The 26,370-nt window shown below is 67.1% G+C and carries 21 protein-coding genes; 8 read left to right on the forward strand and 13 right to left on the reverse strand.

The features are described 5' to 3' along the window. Positions 1–70: 70 nt before the first annotated feature. Positions 71–298, forward strand: coding sequence for a DUF1127 domain-containing protein (locus tag EU805_RS07380; protein WP_165351904.1), 228 nt, complete (start codon positions 71–73; stop codon positions 296–298). A gap of 8 nt (positions 299–306) precedes the next feature. On the opposite strand, the gene EU805_RS07385 is transcribed toward EU805_RS07380, so the two are convergent. From EU805_RS07385 to recA, 5 genes are all read right to left on the reverse strand, one after another. Next, the gene (locus EU805_RS07385; RefSeq protein ID WP_242494084.1) at positions 307–735 is read right to left on the reverse strand and encodes a PaaI family thioesterase; all 429 of its coding nucleotides are present in this window, start codon (positions 733–735) and stop codon (positions 307–309) included. 158 nt (positions 736–893) lie between these two features. Further along, positions 894–1,349 carry an MOSC domain-containing protein gene (locus tag EU805_RS07390; protein WP_129763397.1) on the reverse strand — a complete coding sequence of 152 codons (456 nt, stop codon included), beginning with the start codon at positions 1,347–1,349 and terminating at the stop codon, positions 894–896. A 20-nt stretch (positions 1,350–1,369) separates the two neighbouring features. Beyond that, on the reverse strand, positions 1,370–1,654 hold the full coding sequence (locus EU805_RS07395; RefSeq protein WP_129763301.1) for a DUF1330 domain-containing protein: 285 nt from the start codon (positions 1,652–1,654) through the stop codon (positions 1,370–1,372). Beyond that, on the reverse strand, positions 1,651–4,308 hold the full coding sequence (gene alaS, locus EU805_RS07400) for an alanine--tRNA ligase (RefSeq protein ID WP_129763302.1): 2,658 nt from the start codon (positions 4,306–4,308) through the stop codon (positions 1,651–1,653). Before alaS ends, EU805_RS07395 begins: the two co-directional genes overlap by 4 nt. Before the next feature lie 183 nt (positions 4,309–4,491). Continuing rightward, the gene (gene recA, locus EU805_RS07405) at positions 4,492–5,562 is read right to left on the reverse strand and encodes a recombinase RecA (RefSeq protein WP_129763303.1); all 1,071 of its coding nucleotides are present in this window, start codon (positions 5,560–5,562) and stop codon (positions 4,492–4,494) included. Positions 5,563–5,756: 194 nt separating this feature from the next. Between recA and EU805_RS07410 the strand changes: the two genes are divergently transcribed. Continuing rightward, positions 5,757–6,353 (forward strand): gamma-glutamyl kinase, encoded by a 597-nt coding sequence (locus tag EU805_RS07410; protein ID WP_129763304.1) that lies wholly within the window; start codon positions 5,757–5,759, stop codon positions 6,351–6,353. On the opposite strand, the gene EU805_RS07415 is transcribed toward EU805_RS07410, so the two are convergent. Beyond that, positions 6,350–7,069: an RlmE family RNA methyltransferase gene (locus EU805_RS07415; RefSeq protein WP_129763305.1), complete on the reverse strand. Its 720-nt coding sequence runs from the start codon at positions 7,067–7,069 to the stop codon at positions 6,350–6,352. The genes EU805_RS07410 and EU805_RS07415 overlap by 4 nt on opposite strands. A gap of 16 nt (positions 7,070–7,085) precedes the next feature. Further along, positions 7,086–8,198 carry a Ppx/GppA phosphatase family protein gene (locus tag EU805_RS07420; protein WP_129763306.1) on the reverse strand — a complete coding sequence of 371 codons (1,113 nt, stop codon included), beginning with the start codon at positions 8,196–8,198 and terminating at the stop codon, positions 7,086–7,088. Between the two features lie 230 nt (positions 8,199–8,428). Here EU805_RS07420 and EU805_RS07425 point away from each other — a divergent pair, with 230 nt between their 5' ends. From EU805_RS07425 to EU805_RS07435, 3 genes are read left to right on the forward strand one after another with little or no spacing between them, the layout of a single operon-like run. Further along, positions 8,429–8,728 (forward strand): virulence factor, encoded by a 300-nt coding sequence (locus EU805_RS07425; protein WP_129763307.1) that lies wholly within the window; start codon positions 8,429–8,431, stop codon positions 8,726–8,728. A 41-nt stretch (positions 8,729–8,769) separates the two neighbouring features. Beyond that, positions 8,770–9,714 (forward strand): methylenetetrahydrofolate reductase, encoded by a 945-nt coding sequence (locus EU805_RS07430; RefSeq protein ID WP_129763308.1) that lies wholly within the window; start codon positions 8,770–8,772, stop codon positions 9,712–9,714. Beyond that, on the forward strand, positions 9,711–10,778 hold the full coding sequence (locus EU805_RS07435; protein ID WP_129763309.1) for a methyltetrahydrofolate cobalamin methyltransferase: 1,068 nt from the start codon (positions 9,711–9,713) through the stop codon (positions 10,776–10,778). Before EU805_RS07430 ends, EU805_RS07435 begins: the two co-directional genes overlap by 4 nt. A 60-nt stretch (positions 10,779–10,838) precedes the next feature. On the opposite strand, the gene EU805_RS07440 is transcribed toward EU805_RS07435, so the two are convergent. After that, a complete protein-coding gene (locus tag EU805_RS07440; RefSeq protein ID WP_165351905.1) occupies positions 10,839–12,500 on the reverse strand; it encodes an alpha-glucosidase in 1,662 nt (553 codons plus the stop codon). Between the two features lie 134 nt (positions 12,501–12,634). On the opposite strand from EU805_RS07440, the gene EU805_RS07445 reads away from it, so the two are divergent. Both EU805_RS07445 and EU805_RS07450 read left to right on the forward strand, forming a co-directional pair. Beyond that, on the forward strand, positions 12,635–13,963 hold the full coding sequence (locus EU805_RS07445; protein WP_129763310.1) for a GH1 family beta-glucosidase: 1,329 nt from the start codon (positions 12,635–12,637) through the stop codon (positions 13,961–13,963). Further along, positions 13,960–14,940, forward strand: a complete 981-nt coding sequence (locus tag EU805_RS07450; protein WP_129763311.1) for a glucokinase — start codon at positions 13,960–13,962, stop codon at positions 14,938–14,940. Before EU805_RS07445 ends, EU805_RS07450 begins: the two co-directional genes overlap by 4 nt. Positions 14,941–15,151: 211 nt before the next feature. Here the strand turns inward: EU805_RS07450 and EU805_RS07455 are convergent, their stop codons facing one another. From EU805_RS07455 to guaB, 3 genes are all read right to left on the reverse strand, one after another. Beyond that, positions 15,152–17,479, reverse strand: a complete 2,328-nt coding sequence (locus EU805_RS07455; RefSeq protein WP_242494085.1) for an ATP-binding protein — start codon at positions 17,477–17,479, stop codon at positions 15,152–15,154. A 139-nt stretch (positions 17,480–17,618) separates the two neighbouring features. Beyond that, positions 17,619–18,785, reverse strand: coding sequence for an RsmB/NOP family class I SAM-dependent RNA methyltransferase (locus EU805_RS07460; protein WP_129763312.1), 1,167 nt, complete (start codon positions 18,783–18,785; stop codon positions 17,619–17,621). Continuing rightward, positions 18,782–20,233 carry an IMP dehydrogenase gene (guaB, locus tag EU805_RS07465; protein WP_129763400.1) on the reverse strand — a complete coding sequence of 484 codons (1,452 nt, stop codon included), beginning with the start codon at positions 20,231–20,233 and terminating at the stop codon, positions 18,782–18,784. The genes EU805_RS07460 and guaB overlap by 4 nt, the downstream gene beginning before the upstream one ends. Before the next feature lie 172 nt (positions 20,234–20,405). Here guaB and EU805_RS07470 point away from each other — a divergent pair, with 172 nt between their 5' ends. Further along, positions 20,406–22,448, forward strand: a complete 2,043-nt coding sequence (locus EU805_RS07470) for an ASKHA domain-containing protein (protein ID WP_129763313.1) — start codon at positions 20,406–20,408, stop codon at positions 22,446–22,448. Positions 22,449–22,570: 122 nt separating this feature from the next. Here the strand turns inward: EU805_RS07470 and EU805_RS07475 are convergent, their stop codons facing one another. Continuing rightward, positions 22,571–24,265, reverse strand: a complete 1,695-nt coding sequence (locus tag EU805_RS07475; RefSeq protein ID WP_129763314.1) for a hydantoinase B/oxoprolinase family protein — start codon at positions 24,263–24,265, stop codon at positions 22,571–22,573. Then, positions 24,262–26,343 (reverse strand): hydantoinase/oxoprolinase family protein, encoded by a 2,082-nt coding sequence (locus EU805_RS07480; protein WP_129763315.1) that lies wholly within the window; start codon positions 26,341–26,343, stop codon positions 24,262–24,264. Before EU805_RS07480 ends, EU805_RS07475 begins: the two co-directional genes overlap by 4 nt. Between the last annotated feature and the right edge of the window lie 27 nt (positions 26,344–26,370).

Below are 26,370 nucleotides of genomic sequence, written 5' to 3' on the forward strand. Positions count from 1 at the left end.
CTCGGTCAGCGAACTTGTAGCAATAACATGGCTGACAAACCAATATTGTGTCAATACAAAGGATCGAACCGTGGCACAGATCTTCACACCCGACCGTATCTCGCTGCTGGACGCGCCAGCGCATCTGCCCAAGCCTGCGCAACTGTGTCTCGCGCTTGCCGTGACCCTGACGGTATGGGACTTGCGCCGCCGCACGCGCAAGCATCTGGCGACCTGCGAGGGCCAGGCTCTCGCGGACGTCGGATTGACCGCGGTCGAGGCACGGGCAGAAGCGGCCAAGCCGTTCTACCGGGCCTGACCCGACGCTCACCGGGTGGGCGGGATGGCGTAGGTCAGCGTCGCCCGCGCAAGCGCCTCGTCGCCCCCGTCCGAGAAGATCAACGCATCCCCCACGGCCAGCAGCTTTCCCAGCTTCAGCAGGCGGCAGCGGCAGATCAGGTCCACCCCCGCCGCAGGCTTTCGCATGAAGTCGATGGAGCAATTCGTGGTCACCGCCAGCGCCACCGGCCCCAAGCGCGCCAGCACCGCGAGATAGACCGAGACGTCCGCCAGAGCGAACATCGACGGGCCGGAGACGGTACCACCCGGGCGTAGGTGCCTATCCGCCACCTTCAGACGCACCTCGAGCAGATCCGCCGACAGACTTTCTATCGCGAAGTCCGCGCCCACTTGCGGGAACTCACGCGCCAGGAACGCCTCGAGCGTGCTCGCGTCCATCTTCAGTTCCCTGTCCATCCCAGTCCCTCCCGTTTTGCCGTCAGGCAAGCACGCAGGGCGGATCGATACAATCCTGAACCAGTCGGCAAACGCCATCCAAGGGCTGAGATTGCAGTGCGGCGAAACGGAACCCCCCGCGATCCCGCAGGGCGAGGGAGACCCGAGAGCGACACGTCCTATCTGGACGCATCCAGCAGAACCGTATCCCCCACCGCAATCTCTCCCGGCGTGACGACGGAAGCATACCAGCCGCCATGCCCCCGCACCGCATTGTAACCGCCCGGGCCGAAGGTCTCTTCCATGCGCGAACAGGGCGGGCACGGGCCTTCGATCTGCAGGACGACGGCGCCGATCTGAACGCGGTCCTTGCGCAGGCCCGCCAGGTTGATGCCCGACACCACGAGGTTTCGGCGAAGGTCTTCCGGCGCAACGGGGCGGCCTAGCAGTTCCGCGATCACCGGCAGATGCTCGGCCTGGATCAGGGTGACGGCGCGCTTGCCCGGGCGTCCGTGATCGCCCGCGAGACCTGCGTCCTCCACCTGCACCCGTTCGGCACTCTCGACACCGGCGCGCCGTTCGGCCCGCAGGCCGATCCAGTCGAGCCGCCCCGGTCTCGCATGCCGCGCCATCATCTGGGCCAGCGATGCCGGGCTCACGATTCTTCGACGATGACCAATTCGCGCTGGGCGGCACCCTTGGCGTGGGACAGCGCCTCCTGGTAGGCGTCGGAGCGGTAGCAGGCCTCTGCCGCTTCGAGGGACGGGAACCGCGCGACGACATTGCGCGGCCGGTCGGGGCCTTCCAACTGCACGTAAGCCGTGGCCCGCGCAAGAAAGACCCCGCCGTGATCGGCAATGGCCCCGGTCGCGAGCTTCGCGTAGCGGCCGTAGGCCTCTTCATCCGTGACCAGGACGTGGGCGATCCAAAGCGCGCTCATGCCACACCCCCGATCACGGTCCGTGCGGCGGCGAGGGCCGCGTCGGCATTCTCGGTCGAGGCGCCGCCGCCCTGGGCCATGTCGGGCCGGCCGCCGCCGCCCTTGCCGCCGAGCTCCGCCACAGCAGCGCGCAGCACGTCGACGGCGGAGACGCGGTCCGTCAGGTCCTGCGTCACGCCGCAGGCCACCGCCGCCTTGCCACCCGCATCCGCGATCAGCAGCACCACACCCGACCCCAGCCGGTCCTTGAACTGGTCGATGAGCGCGGGCAGATCCTTGCCGGACACGCCGTCCATCACCCGGCCGAGAAAGCTCACCCCGCCCACGTCCTCGCCATCGGGGGCTGCGGAGCCGCCGCCGCCCATGGCCGCGTCACGCCGCAACTGCGCGACCTCGTTTGCGAGCGCCTTGCGTTCCTCCATCAGCGCCTTCACCCGGGTTGCGACCTCACCCGCGGGCACCTTGAGCGCCGCGGCGGCCTGGCCCAGCAACGCCCCCTGCTCCGTCAGGTGGTCAAGCGCCGCCTGCCCTGTCAGCGCCTCGATCCGACGCACCCCGGCGCTGGAGGCACTGTCGCCCAGAAGTACGAAGGCCCCGATCCGGCCCAGCCGGTCGACATGGGTGCCGCCGCACAGTTCCAGCGAGTAGGTCTGTCCGTCGACCCCCTTGCCGGAGTCGGCCTTGGTTCCCATCGAGACGACGCGCACCTCCTCGCCGTATTTTTCGCCGAAGAGCGCCTGCGCCCCAAGGGCACGCGCATCGTCGGGGGTCATGATCCGCGTCTCGACCCGGGTATTCTGGCGGATGAGCCGGTTCACGTCGCGTTCGACCTGGGCCATCTCCGCATCACTAAGCCCGTTCTGGTGGCTGAAATCGAAGCGGAGCCGGTCAGGCGCGTTGAGCGAGCCGCGCTGCGCGATGTGATCGCCCAAGGTCTCGCGCAGGGCTTCGTTCAGCAGGTGCGTGGCCGAATGGTTCGCCTCGATCGCGGCGCGGCGGTCTTCGTCGACGGACAACACGGCGCCCTGGCCCGTGCGGACCTCCCCCATCGTGACCTCGCCGATGTGGATGAAAACGCCCGCGACCTTTTTCGTGTCGGCGATCTGGACCAGCCCGGTGTCGGTCTTCAGCGTGCCCGCATCGCCCACCTGGCCGCCGCTTTCGGCATAGAACGGGGTCTGGTTCAGCACCACCTGCACGGCGCCGGTGCCCGCGTCGGCGGGGCTGCCATCCACGACGATGCTGACGATCTGGCCTTCGGCGGTCAGGGTCTCGTAGCCCAGGAAATCCGTCAGCCCCTTCGTTTCGGCGATGTCGAACCAGACGCTCGCGTCGGCCTGCTCGCCACTGCCCGACCAGGCGGCGCGGGCCTTGGCCTTCTGCGCGGCCATGGCGGTGTCGAACCCTTCGGTGTTCACGCCCCGGCCCTTCTCACGCAGCGCATCCTGCGTGAGGTCCAGCGGGAAACCGTAGGTGTCGTAAAGCTTGAAGGCCGTTTCGCCCGGCAGATCGACGCCTTCGGCCAAGGCCGCGAGTTCATCGTCCAAGAGCTTCAGACCGCGATCTAGGGTCTGGCGGAAGCGCACCTCCTCGTTCTTCAGCGTCTCTTCGATCAGGCTCTTGCCCTGCCCCAGCTCGGGGTAGGCCGCGCCCATTTCCTGCACCAGCGCCGGCACGAGGCGATGCATCAGCGGATCGGCGGCGCCCAACTGGTGGGCATGGCGCATCGCGCGCCGCATGATCCGCCGCAAGACGTAACCACGCCCCTCGTTGCTGGGCAGGACGCCTTCGGCGATCAGGAAGGAGGTCGCGCGCAAATGATCCGCGATGACCCGGTGATGCACCTTGCCCGGACCGTCCGGATCGGAGGAGGTCGCATGGGCCGAGGCCTCGATCAGCGCGCGCATGAGGTCGGTGTCGTAGTTGTCGTGCTTGCCCTGCAAGAGCGCGCCGATCCGCTCCAGCCCCATGCCGGTGTCGATCGACTGCATGTCGAGCGGGCGCATGGTGCCGTCCTCGAACTGCTCGTTTTGCATGAAGACGAGGTTCCAGATCTCGATGAACCGGTCGCCGTCTTCCTCAGCCGAGCCCGGAGGGCCGCCCCAGATCTTGTCGCCGTGGTCGTAGAAGATCTCGGTGCAGGGGCCGCAGGGGCCGGTCGGGCCCATCCGCCAGAAGTTGTCGTCGGTGGGAATGCGGATGATCCGGTCGTCGGAGAGACCCGCGACCTTCTTCCAGATGTCCGCCGCCTCGTCGTCGGTGTGGTAGACCGTGACCAGAAGCTTGTCCTTGGGCAGGTCGAAATCCTTGGTCAGAAGCTCCCAGGCGAAGGCGATGGCCTCGTCCTTGAAATAGTCGCCGAAGCTGAAGTTCCCCAGCATCTCGAAGAAGGTGTGATGGCGCGCGGTATAGCCCACGTTGTCCAGATCATTGTGCTTGCCGCCGGCGCGGACGCATTTCTGGCTGGTGGTCGCGCGCTGGTAGTCGCGTGTCTCGACCCCGGTGAAGAGGTTCTTGAACTGCACCATGCCCGAGTTGGTGAACATCAGCGTCGGATCGTTGCGCGGCACCAGCGGACTGGAGGCCACAACCTCGTGCCCATTGCGCCCGTAGTAATTCAAGAACGTCGAACGGATGTCGGAGAGAGAAGTCATGGCGCGCGCTTTCGGATCGGAAGGTCGGCGGAGAAATAGCCGCCCCGCCCCTCAGGGTCCAGAACGAAACAAGGCGCAGGCTTGGCACCTGCGCCCTGTCCCAGATATTGTCCCTGCACATCGCACAGGTCAGGCGTTTATCGCGGACGCCCCGCGCGGACTGCAACGCCGGATTCCGTCGGATTACATCTCGACCAGATCATCCTCGTCACCGGGGGCCGCGTCGAAGTCGAGCCCGTGGGACGCGCGGATCTTGTCCTCGATCTCCATCGCGATCTGGGGATTTTCCTTGAGAAACGTCTTGGAGTTTTCGCGCCCCTGCCCGATCCGCTCGTCCCCGTAGGAGAACCAGGCGCCCGACTTCTCGACCACGCCGGCCTTCACGCCCAGGTCCAGAAGTTCACCGGTCTTGGAGATCCCTTCGCCATACATGATGTCGAATTCGACCTGCTTGAATGGAGGCGCGACCTTGTTCTTCACGACCTTCACGCGGGTGGAGTTGCCGACGACCTCGTCGCGGTCCTTGATCGCGCCGATCCGACGGATGTCCAGCCGGACGGAGGCGTAGAACTTCAGTGCGTTGCCGCCCGTCGTCGTCTCGGGGCTGCCGAACATGACGCCGATCTTCATGCGGATCTGGTTGATGAAGATCACCATGCAGCCCGAACGATTGATCGAGCCGGTCAGCTTGCGCATCGCCTGGCTCATCAGGCGCGCATGCACGCCGACGGAACTGTCGCCCATGTCGCCCTCGAGCTCGGACTTCGGCGTGAGCGCCGCGACCGAATCGACGATGACCATGCTGACAGCGCCAGAGCGAACCAGCGTGTCCACGATCTCAAGCGCCTGCTCGCCCGTGTCGGGCTGCGAGATCAGCAACTCGTCCAGGTTCACGCCAAGCTTCTTGGCATACTGCGGATCGAGCGCATGTTCGGCATCGACGAAAGCGCAGACGCCGCCTTTCTTCTGCTCTTCGGCGATGGCGTGCAGCGTCAGGGTCGTCTTGCCCGAGGATTCGGGGCCGTAAATCTCGATCACGCGCCCCTTGGGCAGGCCGCCGATGCCAAGGGCGATGTCCAGCCCCAGCGAGCCGGTGCTCGTCGCCTCGATATCGGGCATAGCACCGCCCTTGCCGAGGGTCATGATCGACCCCTTGCCGAACTGGCGTTCGATCTGCGCCAGCGCGCTGTCGAGCGCCTTTTGCTTGTCGGCGGTTTTCTTGTCGGCCATTTTGAGAAGCTCTGCGGTTGCCATGTCTGCCGTCCTTATGTCACGTCGCTGTCTAGGCGGCAACGCCGCCTGCGTTCTTGTTGTGTTCTTGAACTCAGATATGGGACCGAAACAAGAACATTGCAAGAGTTTTGTTAACCACTCTACCCTGACGCGGGAGTGGTTAAGAATTCGTTGATGACCTAGTGTCGCTTCGAAACGATCACGAGGAGGCTGCCATGCTGGTGTTCTGGAAGCAAAACCTGGTCTTTCTCGCGGTGCCAAAGACCGGCACGACCGCTTTGGAGGGGGCGTTGGCCCCGCAGGCCGCGATGGTCCTGCGCGATCCGCCGCAGATCAAGCATGCGCCGATCTACCGCTACCGGCGGTTTCTCAAACCGCTCTTCGTGCAGGCTGGCGGGAAAGAGCCGGAGTTGATGGCGGTCCTGCGCCACCCCGTGGACTGGCTGGGAAGCTGGTACCGCTACCGCTCGCGCGAGGATCTGGTCGGGCACCCCAACAGCACCCGGAGTGTCAGTTTCGACGATTTCGTCGACGAATATTGCAAAGGCAAGCCTGCGCCGTTCGCCAATGTCGGCGCGCAGTCGAAATTCGTCCTCGATGGCGACGGCAATCGAGCCGTGGAACACCTGTTCCGCTACGAGGATCAGCCTCGCCTGATCGCCTTCCTGGAGGATCGGCTGGACTGCACGATCGACCTCAAGCAGCTCAACGTCTCGCCCGCGCGGGACACGCCGCTCAGCCCGAAGGTCGAGGAGAAATTGCGCGACAAGCGGGCCGAGGAATTCGCGGTCTGGGAGATGGCGGGAAGCTAGGCCGCGCCCTTGAACCCCGTCGCGACGACGAACTTCTCGGAGCTGTCGGCGCGGGATGCGGGCGGCTTCACGTTGGCGACCTTGGCAAATCGGGTCTTCAGCAGTTTCTGCAATTCCCCCTCCGCCCCGCCGGCGAGGACCTTGGCGACGAAGGTGCCGCCTTCCTCCAGCACGTCGAAGGCGAAGTAGGCGGCGGCCTCGCAAAGGGCGATGATGCGCAAGTGGTCCGTCTGCTTGTGACCCGAGGCGCTGGCGGCCATGTCGGACATGACCACGTCGGCCTGTCCGCCCAGCCAGTCCTTCACCAAATCGTCCGCGCCATCGTCGAGAAAATCAAGCTGGTGGATCTCCGCCCCCGGGATCGCCTCGACCTCCTGCAGGTCGATGCCCAGCACGGTGCCCTGCGCCTTGGAGGTGCGCTCCCCCAAGGCGTTCACGCGTTTCACCGCGACCTGGCACCAGCCGCCGGGGGCACAGCCCAGGTCGACCACGCGGGCACCGGGGACGAGAAAGCGGAACTTGTCGTCCAACTCGAGGATCTTGTAGGCGGCGCGCCCGCGATAGCCGTCTGCCTTGGCCTTCTTGACGTAAGGATCGTTGAGCTGCCGCTGCAGCCAGCGCGTCGACGAGGTCGAGCGGCCCCGCGCGGTCTTGACCTTCACGGTCAGATCGCGCTGGCCGCGGCCGGAAGTGTTCTTGGTGGGTTTCTTCGCCATGAGGCCCCCCTTAGACCTAATAGGGCGCGTCTTCCAGCACCCCGTCCGCGGACATCTGTGCGTAAAGCAGCCCTTCGCGCAGGCCCCGGTCCGCCACGGACAAGCGGTCGGTGGGCCACAGCCGCATCAGCGCCTGCAGGATCGCAGAGCCCGACATGATAAGCGCCTGCCGGTCGCGCCCGATGCGCGGATCCTGCCTGCGGCCCACGGGCCCCATCGCAAGGTAGCGGCGGATCACCGTGTCGATCTGGTCGGTGGTCATGCGCAGACCGTCGACCTTGGTCCGGTCGTAGCGCTTCAGCCCGAGGTGCGAGGCCGCCACGGTCGTTACCGTGCCGCTGGTGCCCACGATCTGGAAGCCCTCGCGCGCCTGTTCGGATTCGTAAGGCGCGAAGTCGGACAGGTTCTCCTCGAAGAACCAGCTCATCAGCGCGAAGCGTGCCGCGTCGTCGTCCACGTCCGCGAACTGGTCGCGCAAGGTGGCGACGCCGAGCGGGACAGAGATCCAGTCCACAACCTTGGCCGCCGCGAAGGGGCCGGGATCGGCCTTGAAGCCCGCGTGCAGCCGCATGATCGCCCGTGGCCGTTCGCGGGCCGGCACGTGGGAGATGTCGATCCACACAAGCTCTGTCGAGCCGCCGCCGATGTCGACGACCAGCAACTGCTCGGTCTTGGTGCTGACCAGCGGCGCGCAGGAGATCACGGCCAACCGGGCCTCCTCCTCGGGCTTGATGATCTCGAGTTGCAGGCCGGTTTCGCGCCGCACCTGCGACACGAAGTTCGCCCCATTGCGCGCGCGGCGGCAGGCCTCCGTCGCGACGAGGCGCATGCGCGTCACGCCGTGGCGGTCCAGCTTCTGCTTGCAGATCCGAATGGCCTGGATCGTCCGCTGCATCGAGGCGCGGCTGAGCTTGCCGGTGCCTTCCAGGCCCTGTCCCAACTGGACGGACTTGGAAAAGCTGTCGACCACGTGAAACTGGCTGCCCTTGGGCTGGGCAATCAGCATCCGGCACGAGTTGGTGCCCAGGTCCAGCGCGGCATAAAGCTGCGCCGGATCGGGCGAATTTGGCGCGGGGGTATCGACCGCCTTGGGGAACGCGCCCGCACCATGGGGACGCATGGGCGTCATCTGAACGCCCTCCGATTTCGAGTTGGCTTCAACCTAGGGACAAGCGGCGATCCGCGCAAGCGACATGAAGGGTCTTCACCAAGATCATGTGAACTTCGGGCCGCCCGGGGGCTGGTCATGGACAGGCCGCGCGGGCGATACCCGTCGCGGTCACGCGGCGGAATGTCGAAAACGGGCGATGCCCAGGCCTGCGGACTGTTATCAAGCGCGAATACAAGCGAGGAACCACCATGCCGGACGTCACCATCATCTACTGGCGCGACATGCCCGCGCAGGTCATGGTCGGCCGCGGCCGCAAGGCGGTGAAGGTCCAGCTTCCCGAGCGGTTCGAACAGGCCATCGACCGCGCGGCGATGAAATCGGGGGCCGCCGAAAGCGACGATTACCTGTCCGGCATGCGCCGCGGCACGCCCTACCCGGTCGACGGCCCCGACGACGCCACGGTGGCGCAGGCCGAGGCCGACCGCCTGGATGCCGAATACACCCCCGATCGCCTGCGCGCGCTCATCGCCGCGGACGGGCACGCGTGAGCGAACCGCCTTCCCTGCCCTCTCGTCTCAAGGAGTCCGTCGTGTCCCTTCTGCCATTCCTCAAGAAAAAGCCGGTCGAAACCGACGGTCGGGTCGATCCGCGCGTCGACCGGTTCCTCAAGGACTACTCGATCGAGGTGATGCCCCGCACGGCGGCCAAGGTCGAGGATTTCACCCACCTGCTACCCGCCGGCACACGGGTCTACATCGCCCATATCGACGGCACGCCGATCGAGGACATGGTCGCCACCGCCGCGCGCCTGAACGCGCAGGGCTATCCGGTCATGCCGCATTTTCCCGCCCGCATTATCAAGGATCGCGCGACGCTGGCCGACTGGATCGCCCGCTACCAGGGCGAGGCGGACGTGAAGCAGGGCCTGCTGCTGGCCGGCGGCGTGGCGCAGCCGCACGGCGAGTTCAGCGATTCCATGCAACTGATGGAAACCGGGCTCTTCGACGAGGCCGGCTTCACCCGGCTGCACGTCGCGGGCCACCCGGAGGGCAACCGCGACATCGACACCGACGGCGCGCGGCTGAAGGTCGACGCAGCGCTGGCGTGGAAGAACGACTTCCAGTCCCGCACCGACGCCGAGATGGCCATCGCCACCCAGTTCTGCTTCGAGGCGCAGCCGATCATCGAATGGGCTGACAGCCTGCGGCACGCGGGCATCACCCTGCCCATCCACATCGGCATCGCGGGCCCCGCCAAGCTGCAGACGATGATCAAGTTCGCCATGGCCTGCGGTGTGGGACCCTCGCTGAAGGTCCTGCAAAAGCGCGCGGCGGACGTCACCAAGCTGCTCTTGCCGCACGAACCCGACGAGGTTATCCACGACCTCGCGATCCACAAGTCACAGAACCCGGAGTTCAACGTGACTCACGTTCATTTCTTCCCGCTGGGCGGCATCAAGACGAACGCACAGTGGGCCATGACCCACGGTGGCGCCTCGACCGTTCCCGCAAACCCGCAGAAAGAGGCCCAATGACCCGCACCGTCGTCGAATCCAAGACCAAGACCGCCATCATCGGCTTTGACCAGCCGTTCTGCGTGATCGGCGAGCGGATCAATCCCACGGGGCGCAAGATCCTCTCCGAAGAACTCGAACGCGGCGATTTCAGCCGGGTGGAGGCCGACGCCATCGCCCAGACCGCCGCGGGGGCGACCGTGCTGGACGTGAACTCGGGCGCCGTCTTCTCCAACAAGATGGCCGAGGACCCGCGTTACGCCGACAACAATTTCGTCGAGCCGACGTTGATGCCGGAGCTCATCAAGATCGTGCAGAACGTCGTCGACACGCCGCTGTGCATCGACAGCTCGGTCCCCGGCGCGCTGGAGAACGGCCTCGCCGCCGCCGAAGGCCGCCCGCTGCTGAACTCCGTCACCGGGGAAGAAGAGCGGTTGGAGCTCGTCCTGCCACTGGTCAAGAAATACAACGTGCCGGTCGTGGCGATCTCCAACGACGACACCGGCATCTCCGAGGATCCCGAGGTCCGCTTCGCCGTCGCCAAGAAGATCGTGGAGCGCGCCGCCGACTTCGGCATCCCCGCCCACGACATCGTGGTCGACCCGCTGGTCATGCCGATCGGGGCCATGTCGACCGCCGGTCTGCAGGTCTTCACCCTCGTCCGGCGCCTGCGCGAAGAGCTTGGCGTGAACACCACCTGCGGGGCGTCCAACATCAGCTTCGGCCTGCCGAACCGCCACGGGATCAACAACGCCTTCCTGCCGATGGCCATGGCCGCCGGCATGACCAGCGCCATCATGAACCCCGTCGCCCTGCCCATCGGTCCCAAGAAGATCGCCGAGAAGAAGGCCGAACTTGCCGCCGCGGGCATCATCATCCCCGAGGACATGGACGACGAGGCCTTCGTGACGCTGATGGGCATGGGCTCGACCAAGCCGCGCGCGGGCTCCGAGATGGCGGCCATCCGGGCCGCGAACTTCCTGACCGACAACGACCCCGCCGGGTCGGACTGGATCCGCTTCAACCGCGCCCCTGCGAAAGAAGGCGAAGGCCGCGCCCGCACCGGCCGCCGCAAGCGCGGCTGACCCCGCGCCCCTTGGGCGAAAATGCGAGGGCGGCACCCGACCGGTGCCGCCCTTTCGTGTTCAGGGCCGGTCGCTGCGTTCCAGCGTCAGGCAGACCTGCCAGGGGCCAAGGTGCAGCTTGCCGTCGCCGGAAACATGCGCGCTGCCCAGTTCCGGCCCGATCGTGCGCCATTCGCCTTCCGGCATGTCGAAATTGCTGGGCTGATCCGAGACGTTGAAGATGCAGAAGATCGTCTGCGCCCCGCTGGTGCGGCTGAAATAGATCACGTTCCCGCTGGCCTTCATCCCGTCGTGCGACCCGGTGCGCAGCGCCGCGTGGTTGTGTCGGAAGGAAATCGCCTTGCGGTAATGATGCAGCAATGATCCGGGATCGCGCTCCTGCCCCGCGACGCACATCGTCCGATGCTCCGAGGCGACCGGCAACCAGGTGACCGGTCGCGAGGAAAAGCCGGCGTTGTGTTCGTTGTCGTCCCAGACCATCGGCGTCCGGCAGCCGTCGCGGCCCTTGAACTCGGGCCAGAATTCGATGCCGTAGGGGTCCTTGAGCTGGTCGTAGGGCACCTCAGCCTCCGGCAGGCCCAGCTCCTCGCCCTGGTAGATGCAGACCGACCCGCGCAGGCACATGATCAGCGTGGTGAACATCCGCAGCGCGGCGGGCGACAGGGTCCAGCGGCTCGCGTGGCGCTGCACGTCGTGGTTCGAGAACGCCCAGCACGCCCAGCCTTCGCCCGCGACCGCGTCCACATGCTCCATCACCTCGACGATGCGCGCGGCAGTAGGCTGCTCGGCGGACAAAAACTCGAAGGCATAGCACATCTGCATCAGATCGTCGCCGCGGGTGTATTCGCCCATGATCTCGAGCCCGCGCTGCGCGTCGCCGACCTCGCCCACCGCGGCGGCGCCGAAGGGCGCCATCACGGCGCGCAACTTGCGCAGGAATTCAAGGTTCTCCGGGCGGTTCTTGTCGTAAAGATGCTCCTGGTGATTGTAGGGGTTCACCGACGGCGCGATCACGGCGTTGCGCTGCTCCTTCGGCAGGGCCGGGTTGTCGCGCAGCTCCTGGTCGTGGGTGTAGAAGTTGATCGTGTCCAGCCGGAAGCCGTCCACCCCGCGATGCAGCCAGAACAGCGCCACGTCCAGCAACGCCTGCTGCACGTCCGGGTTGTGGAAGTTCAGGTCCGGCTGGCTGGTCAGGAAGTTGTGCAGGTAATACTGCTCGCGCCGCGAGGACCATTGCCAGGCGGAGCCGCCGAAGATCGACAGCCAGTTGTTGGGCGGCGTTCCGTCGGGCTTCGGATCGGACCAGACGTGCCAATCGGCCTTCGCGTTGTCCCGGCTGGATGCGCCTTCCTTGAACCACGGATGCTGGTCCGAGGTATGGCTGAGCACCAGGTCGATCATCACCCGGATCCCGAAGCGATGCGCGGTCTCCACCACCGCGTCGAAATCCGCGATCGAGCCGAACATCGGATCGACGTCGCAGTAATCGCTGACGTCGTAGCCGAAGTCCTTCATCGGCGAGGTGAAGAACGGAGAGATCCAGATCGCGTCCACCCCGAGCGAGGCGATATAGGGGATCCGGTTCACGATCCCCAGCAGGTCCCCCACCCCGTCGGCGTTGCTGTCTTGGTAGCTGCGCGGGTAGATCTGGTAGATCACCGCGCCGCGCCACCAGTCCGGGTTCGTGAGGTTGTCCATGTAGGACACGGTATCAAGGCTCATGCGGATCGCTTTCGGTATCGCAAAACTGCGCATCGCCCTAGCCGCGCGGACCTCTCTTGGCAACGGGGCGGACTTGCCAGCCTGGCGGAAGAATGCAAATTGCGAGCGGTAACATGGCCGATGGAGCGACCCTCATGAAACTGTCCCGCGCGGATTTCCCCCAAGGCTTCCAGTTCGGGGCCGCCACCGCCGCCTACCAGATCGAAGGGCACAGGTTCGGCGGCGCGGGGCCGTGCCACTGGGACAGTTTCGCCGCCACCCCCGGCAACGTCATCCGGGCAGAGGACGGGGCGCTGGCCTGCGATCACTATCACCGGATGGAGGCAGACCTCGACCTGCTGCGCGATGCAGGCATGGATGCCTATCGCTTCTCGACCAGCTGGGCGCGTGTCCTGCCCGAAGGGCGTGGCACGCCCAACGCCGAAGGACTCGACTTCTACGACCGGCTCGTCGACGGTTGCCTCGAACGGGGTCTGAAGCCCTACCAGACGATCTATCACTGGGAACTGCCCTCGGCGCTGTCGGACCTGGGCGGCTGGACCAACCCGGACGTGGCCGACTGGCTGGCGGATTTCGCGGAAGTCATCTGCGGGCGCATCGGCGACCGGGTGCACTCCATCGCCACAATCAACGAACCGTGGTGCGTGGCCTGGCTGTCGCATTTCATCGGTCACCACGCGCCCGGCCTGCGCGACATTCGCGCCGCGGCCCGCGCCATGCACCACGTGAACAAGGCCCACGGCCGCACCATGACGCGCCTGCGCGATATGGGTCACGACACTTGCGGGATCGTCCTGAACTTCGAGGCGACGGCCCCCGCCAGCGACGCCGCCGCCGACATCCGCGCCGCCGCGACGCAGGACGCCATCAACAACCGCTGGTTCATCGAAGCCATCGCCAAGGGCAGCTACCCCGCCGAAGCGCTGGAGGGTCTGGAGCCGCACCTGCCCCGGGGCTGGCAGGACGACATGGCCGAGATCAGCCAGCCCATCGATTTTCTGGGCGTGAACTACTACACGCGCAACCACGTCCAGGCCGTCGAAGGCGTCCCCTGGCCCTCCTCGACGGTCGTGGACGGCCCGCGCGACAAGACCCAGATGGGATGGGAGATCTTCCCCGAGGGCCTTCACGGCACCCTCACGCGGATGTCGCGGGACTACGTGGGCGACCTGCCGATCTTCGTCACCGAAAACGGCATGGCCTGGCCGGAAGAGCCGGACCACGCCGACGGCGTCCGCATCGATTTCATCGAACGTCACCTTCAGGCGATGCACGCCGCAATCGCTGACGGCACCAACCTGCAGGGGTTCTTCTACTGGTCGCTGCTCGACAATTACGAATGGGCCTTCGGCTACGAAAAACGCTTCGGGCTGGTCCACGTCGACTTCGACACGCTGGAACGTACACCCAAAGCCTCCTACCATGCGCTCGCAGATGCCATCGCGCGAAAGGACGGCGCATGACCGTGAAAGAGGCGAATACCTACAACCTCGTGGCCGACATCGGCGGGACCAACACGCGGATCGCGCTGGCCTCGGGCGAACGCGTGCTGCCCGCCACCGTGCGCCGCTACCGCAACGCCGATTTCGCGGGTCTGGAAAGCGTGATCCGCCGCTACATGAGCGACGAGGGCAACGTCGATCCCGCCGCCGCCTGCATCGCCGTCGCGGGCCCCGTGCGGGACGGGCGTGCGGCGATGACCAATCTCGACTGGACCATCGACACCGCGACCCTCGCGCGCGCCACCCTGTCCGAGCGGGTGGCGATCCTGAACGATCTGCAGGCGCAGGGCCACGCGCTGGGTCACATCGCCCCCGATCACCTGCGAGAGGTGCTGAGAGGCCAGCCCGCCTCTCCCGAGGCGACCCGCCTGGTGATCGGCGTCGGCACCGGTTTCAACGCGGCCCCCGTCTTCACCACGCCGCGCGGGCGGATCGTTACCCCTTCCGAAAGCGGGCACGCCAACCTGCCGATCCGCACAGAGCAGGAGTTGCGCCTGTGCCAATATGTCTCCACCGCGCATGGTTTCCCGGCCGTCGAGGACGTGCTGTCGGGCCGCGGCCTGGAACGGGTCTATGCCTTCCTGGGGGACGAGGCGAATGATCCCCGCGACAAGACCGCTCACGACCTGATGGCGGCCCTCGAAGACGGGAGCGATCCGCGCGCGACCGATGCCGCGCGACTTTTTACCCGACTGCTGGGGACCGTCGCGGGCAACCTGTCGCTGATCCAGCTGCCGTTCGGCGGCATCTACCTCGTGGGCGGTGTGGCGCGCGCCTTCGGGCCCTACCTGTCGCAGTTCGGCTTTGCCGAGGCGTTTCGCGACAAGGGGCGGTTCGGCGGCTTCATGGGCAACTTCGCGGTTTCGATCATCGAGGACGATTATGCCGCCCTGACCGGCTGCGCCAATTTCCTGCGCGAAGGGGACGGCGCTCCCTGATCGAAACTTGTTGAACCGCATCCGCTACACCCGGCCAGGCGCGATCGCCTTCGACAGAACGATCAACCGAACGAACGAGAGATGCGAAATTCGCGCCAATCGTCATGACCGGCGCGCCCACATTGGATCGCGCGTCGCTTGAGCGGTTCTTCACCCCCCTGCCCTTGTTGTCTCGACGCGCAGGGACTTGGTGCAGGCGATTTTTCTAAGTTCAGATCGGCGCGGCGGCGACCTTGCTGGCAAGCTGATCGTTCACCGTGTCGGTCAAGGCGTTGAGGGAGAAAGGCTTGGCCAAAAATACCGCGTTCGGAACGGGCGCCTGGCCATCGTTGAACGCATCTTCCGAATATCCCGAGACGAATACGACGGGCGTCTCGGGACGGTCCACCAGAGCCTCCCGCACCCAGGAGGGACCGTCCTTGCCCGGCATGATCACGTCCGTGACGAAGATGTCCACGACCAGATCCTTGTCGGACAGCAGTTCAAGCGCCACTTCCGCGCAATCGGCTTCAAGGACGGTGTAACCGCGCAGGCGCAGCGCGCGCGAGGCGAAGGCACGGACCGGCGCCTCGTCCTCGACCAGCAGGACCACGCCGTCGCTTTGTTCCAGCGAGGTGTTGCGGGACTGGACGGGGGGCTGTCGGGTGTCGGCCACGGGAAGGGACTGGCTGGGAAAGAACACCTCGAACTCGGTGCCGTTGTCCGGCTCGCTATGGGCGAAGATATAGCCCCCCGATTGCTTCACGATGCCGTAGACCGTCGACAGGCCAAGGCCGGTGCCCTCCCCCGTGCGCTTGGTCGTATAGAAGGGTTCGAAAATCTTCGGCAGCCGGTCGGGCGGGATTCCGCAGCCTTCGTCCATCACGCGGATCACGACGTAATCCCCCGCCGGAACCGTGACGCGCTCTCTCTGCTCCGGCTCGGCGAGCTTCACGCTTTCCGTCTTGATGCGGATCTCTCCGCCCTGGGCCATGGCATCGCGCGCGTTGACGACGAGGTTCATGATCACCTGTTCCAACTGACGCCGGTCGGCCTTGATCGCCGCGAGATCCATTTCATGCTCGACCGTAAGCGTGACCTTCTCGCCGACGAGCCGGTTCAGAAGGTGTGCGAGATCGGAGAGGATGTCGCGCAGGTCGATCCGTTCGGGCTGCAGGTTCTGCTTGCGCGAAAAGGCCAGAAGCTGGCCCACGAGGCTTGCCGCGCGGTTCGCGTTCTGGTGGATCTGGATAAGGTCCCCGTAGTCGTGATCGCCTTGGTCGTGCCGCAGCAGAAGCAGGTCGCAATGCCCCGAGATCGCCGTCAGCAGGTTGTTGAAATCATGCGCGACGCCGCCGGCGAGCTGCCCGATCGCCTGCATCTTCTGGCTTTGGACAAACTGCGCCTCCAGCGTCTTGAGTTCGGTCACGTCGTTGAGCACGGCGATCAGGTGACGCCCCTCGGGTCCCTCGGCGGTGTTCAGGGTGACCTGCACGAACGTCTCCTGCCGACCGCCGCGGCCGCGCAGGAACTGCGAGACATGCCCACCCTTCCCGGCCAACGCTTCCTTGATCCAGTCGCCGATCGGGCGCCCCAGACCGTCCAGCACGTCCGCGACCCGCGTGTCTTCCGTCGTGTCGAGGCCGAGCAATCCCCGCGCCTCCCGGTTGGAGGCCGCGACGCGCCCCTCCTTGTCGATCTTCAGAAGCGGGACCGGAAGATCCTCGATCGCGTTCCACCCGCCGGAAAGCGGTACCGGCTGATCGGGGCCCACCGTTCCTTCGGCACCGGGCGACAGAAGAAAGATCTCCCGGCGGCCGGCGGGGCCCTGGACCACGCCCAGCACGAAGGTCCGGTCGCCGCCGGTGGTATTCAGCGTGTAGCGCTGGCCGGAAACGAGAGGTCGGTCGCCGAAAACCTCGGCCACCGTCTTCGGGCGCGCCCCCAGAAGCTTTCGGAATGCCTCGTTGAGGAACAGGATCGAATCCGACGAGCCGGCGGTCATCATCGGCAAGGTCAAATGATCGGCGGCGCGGCCGATATTGCGGCTGGTGCGCCCGATATCCTCGAGCCGCCAGAGCAGGTGAGCGGCGTCCAGGCCGACCACCGACAAGCGGTACTGCCCCGATCGGGTGACGATGTCCTCCCGCCCCGGCTGATCCTGCTCCAACTGCTCCTGCAGGCGGACCATCACGTCCTCCGGCGCGGCGAGGATCTGGCCGAGCGCCGTTGCCAGGTGCCGGTCGGCGACCTTCCCGAAGCGTTCAAGTGCCGCGCGGTTGGCGAAACTGATCGACCCGTCCGGATCGGTGACATAGGCGATGGTGGCATCGAGGTTCAGGACCGTCTGGACCTTCACATCGACCGATCCCCCTTCGCTGGCCACGCCTAGCTTGGCGGAGGTGTCTTCGTCGCCGCGTTGAAACGTCAAAAGCGCCAGCCCTACGAGGACGCAGATCATTCCCCCCGCCAGCGCCGCCATCTGCAGCGTGCTGCCCGGAACCATCATCGCGAGCGCGCCGCAGGGAGCCGCACCGGCCAGCGCGATCCATCCGCGCATCCGATGTGAACCGGGGTCGGATCCTGTGTTTGATCCCCCCTTGCCGTCCACGCGTACCTCGAGCGATGTCATCTCCCGACGGTAGCCTCGAAAAGGTTAAGAACTGGTTAATTCCGCCAGCGCGACTGTGGCCGAGGGTTCAGCCGCGGCGAAACACGACCATAAAGAACCCATCCTGCGTCGGCCCCGGGGTCAAGACGAATCGCGCGATCTCCGCCATGTCGTGATGGCGGGCCAGGAAATCTGCCACGGTGCCGTCATTCTCGTCTTTCAGAACCGAGCAGGTGGCATAGGCCAGGTTCCCGCCGGGGCGTACGAGGGTTGCGGCGGCGTCGAGGATGTCGCCCTGAACGGTGCGGAGTTCGGCCAATCGCTCCGACGTTTGCCGCCACTTGGCATCCGGCGTGCGCCGCCAGGTTCCGCTGCCGCTGCAGGGCGCATCGCAAAGCACGAGATCGAACGGCGCAGCACCCGGCAGGTCCGCGGTCGCAAGCCGCTCGATCTGCACGCCCGCCCGGGCGGCGCGCGCGGGAAGGTCCGCCATCCGATCCGCATCGGCGTCATGGGCCTGGATCGGTTGACCCAACAGGTCCGCAAGCGCCAGGGATTTGCCACCACCGCCCGCGCAGTAATCCAGAACCCGCGGCCCGGCGAAAGGCGCAAGCCGGACCATCGCCTGCTGGGACGCCGCGTCCTGAAGCTCCACCAGGCCCTCGCGATAAGCCGTGGACGTCGCGACGCGGCGGGGGTTGGCGGTCACGCGCAACGCGGTCTCGACCGCGTCCAGGGCTTCGGTTTCGATCCCGTCCGCGGCCAGCGCGGCCTGCGCCTTGGCCCGGCTGCCATTGCGCAGCGCGACCCGCAGGGTGATGGGCGCGCGTTCTCGCATCAGTGCCGCGATTTCGGCGGCCCGGTCGCCGAGGCTCTCTTGCCACGCGGGCCAGAGCCAGTCGGGCAGGTCCGCGGCCTCGGCCGGATTGTCGGGAACGGTGCCGCTTGCACGTTCCTCGGGCGTCAGGGCGGAAGGGGCGTAGCCGCCGGCGCCGAAGACCGCCTCCGGCGGGGGTCCGTCGCGGCGCAGAAGGCCCAGGATCGCGGCGCGGCCGTCTGCGCCGCCGCCCGTCGCGGCCAGCGTTCGGCGGGCACGCAGCACATCGTAGACATGGTCGCGCACGGCGGCGCGGTCCTTGGACCCCGCGTAGCGGTTGGCACGCGCCCAACCGGTCAGGACCCGCTCGGCGGGGGCACCCGCGAAGATCGCGTCCAGCACGTCGATCGCCGCGGCGTAGCGCGCGGCCGGGGTCACGTGCTGGCGCGGTAGTTCGGGCTTTCGCGGGTGATCTGCACGTCGTGCACGTGACTTTCGCGCAGGCCTGCATTGGTGATCTTCACGAAGGCAGCGTTGGTGCGCATTTCGGCCACCGTGGCATTGCCGGTGTAGCCCATCGCCGCGCGCAGACCGCCCACGAGCTGGTGGATCACCGCGTTGGCCGATCCCTTGTAGGGGACCTGCCCTTCGATCCCCTCCGGCACCAGCTTGTCGCTGGCCGCGTCCTTCTGGAAATACCGGTCGGCCGAGCCGCGCGCCATCGCCGCAAGGCTTCCCATCCCGCGGTAGGATTTGAAGCTGCGCCCCTGGTACAGGATGACTTCGCCCGGAGATTCGTCCGTCCCCGCGATCATGCTGCCGACCATCGCGCAGGAGGCGCCCGCGGCGATCGCCTTGGCGAAATCGCCCGAGAACTTGATGCCACCGTCCGCGATCACCGGCGTGTCGCCGGCGGCCTGGGCGCAATCCATGATCGCGGTCAGCTGCGGCACGCCCACGCCCGCGACCATCCGCGTCGTGCAGATCGAGCCTGGGCCGATTCCCACCTTCACACCGTCGGCGCCTGCGTCGATCAGCGCCTTCGCGGCTTCCGCCGTGGCGATGTTGCCGGCGACCACCTGCACCTCGTTCGACAGGGCCTTGATCCGCGCCACCGCCTGGGACACGCCCTCGGAATGGCCGTGGGCGGTGTCGACGACGATCATGTCGACGCCCGCGTCGATCAGCGCCTCGGACCGCGCGAAGCCCGCATCCCCCACGCCGGTCGCGGCGCCGACGCGCAGGCGGCCCAGGTCGTCCTTGCAGGCCGAGGGGTTCAGCACCGCCTGCTCGCTGTCCTTCAGCGTGAGCAGACCCGTGAGCTTGCCGTTGCCGTCGGTGATCAGCAGCTTCTCGATCCGCCGCTCCTGCATCAGCGAGCGGGCTTCGTCGAGATCGGCGGGCTCTCGCATCATGGCAAGATTGTCCGAGGTCATCATCACCCGCACCGGGGTCGCGTCGTCGCTCGCGAAGCGCATGTCGCGGTTGGTGACGATGCCGACCACGCGCCCGCCCTCGCCCACGACCGGAAAGCCCGTCACGTTGTAGCGGTCCATCAGCGCGCGGGCATCGCCCAGCGTCTGTTCGGGCCGCAAGGTGACGGGGTTGTAGACCGTGCCCGAGACGAAACGCTTCACCTTTCGGATCTCGCGGGCCTGCGCATCGACATCGAGGTTCTTGTGAACGACCCCGATGCCGCCCGCCTGCGCCATGGTGATCGCCATGCGCCCTTCGGTCACGGTATCCATCGCCGAGGACAGCAGCGGAATGTTCAGCCGGATCGACCGGGTGACGTGGGTACGCACATCCGCGGTCGAGGGCAGGACGCTGGATGCGGCCGGCACCAGCAATACGTCGTCGAAGGTGAGGGCCTCACGAATCTCCATCACGGTCTCTCCAGTCTGGGTCGTTTGGCAGTGCCCTATCGCACGATTGCCGCATCCGCGAAAGCGCAAAGCGTGCCGCGCGACGCGGGCTGGCCCTTCGGTGTCGCGGGCGGTCTTTCACAGGCGCGGAAAATGACTAGGGTGCGCCCAAACGACCGCAAGGACGCCTGTCATGAGCACCGATCCCCTCGTCATCTTCACGCCGTCCGGCAAGCGCGGGCGCTTCGCCAAGGGCACGCCGGTGCTGACCGCGGCGCGCCAGCTTGGCGTGGACCTCGACAGCGTCTGCGGCGGTCGGGGAATCTGCTCGAAATGCCAGGTGGCGCCCTCCTACGGCGAGTTCCCGAAACACGGGGTCACGGTGCGCGAAGGCGCGCTGTCGGAGTGGAACAGCGTCGAGCAGCGCTACGACGACATCCGCGGCCTGCCCAAGGGCCGGCGGCTGGGCTGCCAGGCCACGGTGCAGGGCGACATCGTGGTCGACGTCCCCCCTGAAAGCCAGGTGCACCGCCAGGTCGTGCGCAAGGCTGCGAGCCTGCGCCAGATCGTCATGGACCCCGCCACGAAGCTCTACTTCGTGCATGTGACGGAACCCGACATGCACGAACCCTCCGGCGATCTGGAACGGCTGGCGGTCGCCCTGAAGGACGAGTGGGGAATCGAGGATATCCACGCCCCCCTGCCCGTCCTCGCCAAGCTGCAGAAGGCCCTGCGCAAGGGCAACTGGGAGGTCACGGTCGCGGTCCACCGCGGATCGCTCGACACCCGTCACCGGATCGTCGATGTCTTCCCGGGCTTTCACGAGGCGCGGATCTTCGGCCTCGCCATCGACCTGGGCTCCACCACGATCGCCGCGCACCTATGCGATCTGCGCACCGGAGAGGTCGCCGCCAGCGCGGGCGTCATGAACCCGCAGATCCGCTTCGGCGAGGACCTGATGAGCCGCGTGAGCTACGCGATGATGAACCCCGGCGGAGAGGTCGAGATGACGGCGTCCGTCCGGGCCGCCATCGACGATCTGACCGACCAGATCGCGACCGAGGCCGGCATCGAGGCCGACCAGATCCTGGAGGCGGTCTTTGTCTGCAACCCGGTGATGCATCACCTTCTTCTGGGCGTGGACCCGGTGGAGCTGGGCCAGGCCCCCTTCGCGCTCGCGACCTCGGACGCGATGGAGCTTCAGGCGCGCGATCTGGACCTTACGCGCATGAACGACGCGGCGCAGGTTTTCGTCCTGCCCTGCATCGCGGGCCACGTAGGCGCGGATGCCGCCGCCGTGGCCCTGTCGGAGGAGCCGGGCAAGTCCGAGGACCTCGTGCTGATCGTGGACGTGGGCACCAACGCGGAGCTGCTTTTGGGCAACACGACCCGCGTGCTGGCCTGCTCCTCCCCCACCGGGCCCGCCTTCGAGGGGGCGCAGATCAGTTCGGGCCAGCGTGCGGCCCCCGGCGCCATTGAGCGGGTCGAGATCGACCCCGAGACCAAGGAACCGCGCTTCCGCATCATCGGCAACGAGCATTGGTCCACCGACGAAGGCTTCGGTCATCCCCGGATCACCGGCATCTGCGGCTCCGGCATCATCGAGGCGGTGGCGGAAATGCGCATGGCTGGCATCCTAGACGACAAGGGGTTGATCGGATCGGCGGAACAGACCGGCACGCCGCGCTGCGTGGCGACCGGGCGGACCCATGCCTACGTGCTTTACGACGGCGCGCGTTTCGGCGGGCCGCTCATCACGGTGACGCAGGGCGACATCCGCGCGATCCAGCTGGCCAAGTCCGCGCTTTACGCCGGCGCGCGCCTGCTGATGGACGAGATGGGCGTCGACCGCGTGGACCGGATCACGCTCGCCGGGGCCTTTGGCGCACATATCAGTCCCAAGCACGCGATGGTGCTGGGCATGATCCCCGACGCACCGCTGGACCGCGTCCGGTCTGCCGGGAACGCGGCGGGCACGGGCGCGCGCATCGCGCTGTGCTCCGTCACCGCGCGCCGCGATATCGCGCGGATCGTGCGGCAGATCACCAAGGTGGAAACCGCCGTCGCGCCGAAGTTCCAGGAGCATTTCGTCAACGCCAACGCGATCCCGCATGCCACCGACAAGTTTACCGAGCTTGCGCAGATCGTGACCTTGCCCGATGTCAGCTTCAACACCGGCGGCGGCGGGTCCATGGGCGAGGACGGTCGCCGACGGCGGAGGGCGCGGGCGAAATGAGGTACGCCAAGCGCCTGCGCGCGTGACCTCTCAGACGACCGTGCAAGGCTCGTGCGAAGTCGGCAGAGGCCTGACCGCGCGGGCTTTTTCAAGGCAGGGATAGGCCCGCAGCTTGCGGTGAGTCAGTCCAGCTCGCCGCGTCTTGCCGCGGCTTCGATCCGGGTGATCTCGTCCTCGGTCAGACCGTAGACCTCGGCGGCGGTGCCTGCGGTGATGTAGCCCAGCGCCAGATCGCGGCGCACCTGTGCGGGATCGCGCTCTGCCGCCGGTCCGTAGCCACCGCCGCCCGGAAAGCCCATCAGCGCGCGCCGTCCTTCGGGCACCGCCTGGCGACCCTTGCCGCGCAACGCGGTCCCGTCGTCGAGCGCCACCACCGTGGCCCCGCCGCAAGCCCCGCCGCGACGGCCCCGCGCGGGGTGATCCACCCGGTCGAACATGGCCGAGAGCGTCATCTCGTGCCCCGCTCGCGGGCCCACGTCCATCCACTGGCCCAGGCCGCCGCGACGGCGTCCCGCGCCGCCCGAATCGGCACGCAACTCCTTGCGCCAGATCACCACCGGGCCCGTCTGCTCGGTCGCTTCCACCGGCATGGTCATCACGCCTGACGGAAAAGCCGTCGCGTTCATCCCGTCGAGTCCGGGCCGCGCGCCCGTCCCGCCAGAGTTGAAGACCAGCACCTCGGCACGGCGGCCCTTTGGCCCCGCGCCCGCCACGGGCCGGACCGACATCTGGAAATTGCACAGGCAACCCGCACCTTCCGCCGGGACGGTGCCGGGCAGAAGCTGGTCGAGGGCGGCGAAGATCGTGTCCGGGACCAGGTGCCCGATGACGTGGCGCAGCGCCACCGGCGCGGGGTGGACCGCGTTGACGATGGTATCCTCTGGCGCCGTGACCACGAACGGAGCGAGGCTGGCGGCATTGTTCGGGATATCCGGTGCGATGGCGCATTTGAGCGCGTAGCAGGCGTAAGCTTTGGTATAGACCAGCGGCACGTTGATCCCCTTGGGATCGGGCGCACTGGTGCCCGTCCAGTCGCAGGTGACGCGGTCGCCTTCGAAGTCCACGGTCACCACCAGGTCCACGGGGGCCGAGTAGCCGTCCACGCGCATCTGTCCCTTCGCCCGGCCCTGGGGCAGGGCCGCGATCCGCTCCAGCGTGGCGCGGCGCGAATTGTCGAGGATGAAGGCCGCGACGCTTTCCAGGTTCGCCAAACCGAACTCGTCCAGCATCGCGACGAGCCGCCGCTGGCCGATCTCGTTGCAGCTGGCCAGCGCAAAGAGGTCCCCGACCAGCTGGTCCGGCGCACGCACGTTGGCCCGCAGGATCTGCAAAAGCGTCCGGTCGACCTCTCCTTCGCTGGCGAAACGCATGATCGGCAGGTGCAGGCCTTCCTCGTAGACCGAATCCGCATCCGCCCCGAACCCGCGCCCGCCGATGTCGGTCACATGCGCGGTGCAGGCGAAGAACCCCACGAGCGCGCCTTGGTGGAACGTGGGCGTGCAGACGGTGATGTCATGAAGGTGCCCGGTCCCCTTCCAGGGGTCGTTGGTCAGGTAGATGTCGCCGGGGCGCATCGTCTCGATGCCGATGTCGGCGATGAAATGCGGCACGGCGTCGGCCATGGCGTTCACGTGCCCGGGCGTGCCGGTGACCGCCTGCGCCAGCATTCGGCCACTTGCGTCGTAGACCCCAGCGGACAGGTCGCCCGCTTCCCGTACGGATGTGCTGAAGGCGGTGCGCACGAGCGCCTGGGCCTGCTCCTCGACGATCGAGATCAGGCGGTTCCACATGATCTGGTGGGCGACGGTGGTGGTCATGGTGTGGCCCTCGCGTGAATGTCGATGCAGCCGTCGGCCAGCACGCGCAAGCCGCGGCTCGCAGGCACGACGAGGGTGGTCTCCTCCTCGGTCACCAAGGCAGGTCCCAGGGCTGTCGCTCCCGCCGCCAGATCGGCGCGGCGGTGGACACCGGCCGAGACCACCCTGCCTGATCCCGCGTCGAAGAGGTCGCGCTGTAGAGAGGCTTGCATGTCCGCTCCGTCCGGCAACGGGTCCAACGGGGCGACGGGCGGCCCGGGCGTCGCGGCGTTTACGGACCAGACGGTGATCTCGACCTCCATCCCCTGCACGGTCCGCCCGAAGAGCGCCGCGTAGGCCGCCTCGAACCGTGCGAGGTAGGTGGCGGCGTCGGGGGCACGCGCCTCCGCCTCGTCCAGCGTGACCGGAATCTCCCACCCCTGCCCGCTGTAGCGCATGTAGACCTTGTGCTCGGATCCGATGGGGGCGTCGGCGTCGCAGGATCGGACGAAGGCCCGCGCCTCAGCCGCCATCTCCGCGAACAGGGCCGCTACCGCCGCAGGGTCGAAATCGCCCATTCGCATGAAGACCGAGCGCGTCGCCTCGAAGCTGAAGGGCGCACGCAGGAACCCGATGGCCGAGCCCACGCCGGCGCCGGGAGGCACGAGGCAGCGGTCGATGCCGAGCTTCTCGCACAGGCGCGCGGCGTGCAGCGGGGCGGCGCCGCCGAAGGCGATCATCGTGTAGACCGTCAGGTCCTCGCCGTTCTCGACCGCGTGGACGCGGGCGGCGTTGGCCATGTTCTCGTCCACCACTTCCGCGAGACCATGGGCGGCCTCCAGCGTATCCAGACCCAGCGGCGCGCCAAGGTCGCGGTCCAGCGCTGCGGCGGCGGCCGCAGGATCGAGCGGGATGCGTCCGCCCGCGAACCCCTCCGGGTCCAGCTTGCCCAGTGCGAGGTCCGCGTCCGTCACCGCGGGCCGGTCGCCACCGCGCCCGTAGCAGGCCGGTCCCGGCTCGGATCCCGCACTTTCCGGTCCAACGCGGATCTGGCGCAGCGCGTCGACCTGCGCCAGCGACCCGCCGCCCGCGCCAATTTCCACCATGTCGATCACCGGGATCGAGATCGGCATGCCTGAGCCCTTCTTGAACCGGTAGGTGCGCGCGACCTCGAAGACGCGCGCGGTCTTGGGGCTTTGGTCGCGGATCAGGCAGATCTTGGCCGTGGTCCCGCCCATGTCGAAGGACAGCACCCGGTCGAGCCCGTGCCGGGCCGCGATGTCGGCGGCGAAGACGGCGCCCCCCGCCGGGCCCGATTCCACCAGCCGGACGGGAAAGTCCGCCGCCGTCCGAAGGTCCATGATCCCGCCGCCGGAGTGCACCAGGAAGACCGGGCAATCGGCCCCCTCGTCGCGCAGGCGCGTCTTCAGCCGGTCGAGGTAGGATTTCATCAGGGGCTTGATGTAGGCGTTCGCCACCGTGGTGTTGAACCGCTCGTATTCGCGCATCTGCGGGCTGACCTCGCAGGAGAGCGAGACCATGACCCCCGGCAGCCGCTCGGCCAGCACATCGCGGACCAGCCGTTCGTGGGCGGCGTTCACGTAGGAATGCAGGAAGCCCACGGCGATGCTGTCGTACCCCCCATGCGCCAGATCGTCGGCCAGGGCTTCTATATCGGCGCGCGCGAGCGGGATCAGCACGCCGCCGTCCGCGTCCATCCGCTCGCGCAGCGTATAACGGCGATGACGCGCCACCAGCGGTTCCGGCAGCGTCAGGTTCAGGTCGTATTGCTCGAAACGCGACTCGGTGCGCATCTCGATCACGTCGCGGAAGCCTTCGGTGGTGATAAGCGCCGTGCGCGCGCCCCGCCGCTCGATCAGCGCATTCGTGGCGAGCGTCGTACCGTGGATGATCTGACCGATGGCGGAGACGGTGATCCCCGCCGCGGCACAGACCCGGTGCATCCCTTCGACGATGGCATCCTCGGGTGCGGCGTAGGTCGTCAGAACCTTGGTCGACTGCCGGGGCCCGGCCCCTTCCAGCACCACGTCGGTGAAGGTGCCGCCGATGTCCACGCCCAACCGTATGCCGTCCGCCATGTCCGCCCTTTCCCGTTGGGGTCAGTC

It is taken from the genome of Salipiger sp. IMCC34102 (genome assembly GCF_004145405.1).
Classification (GTDB): domain Bacteria; phylum Pseudomonadota; class Alphaproteobacteria; order Rhodobacterales; family Rhodobacteraceae; genus Loktanella.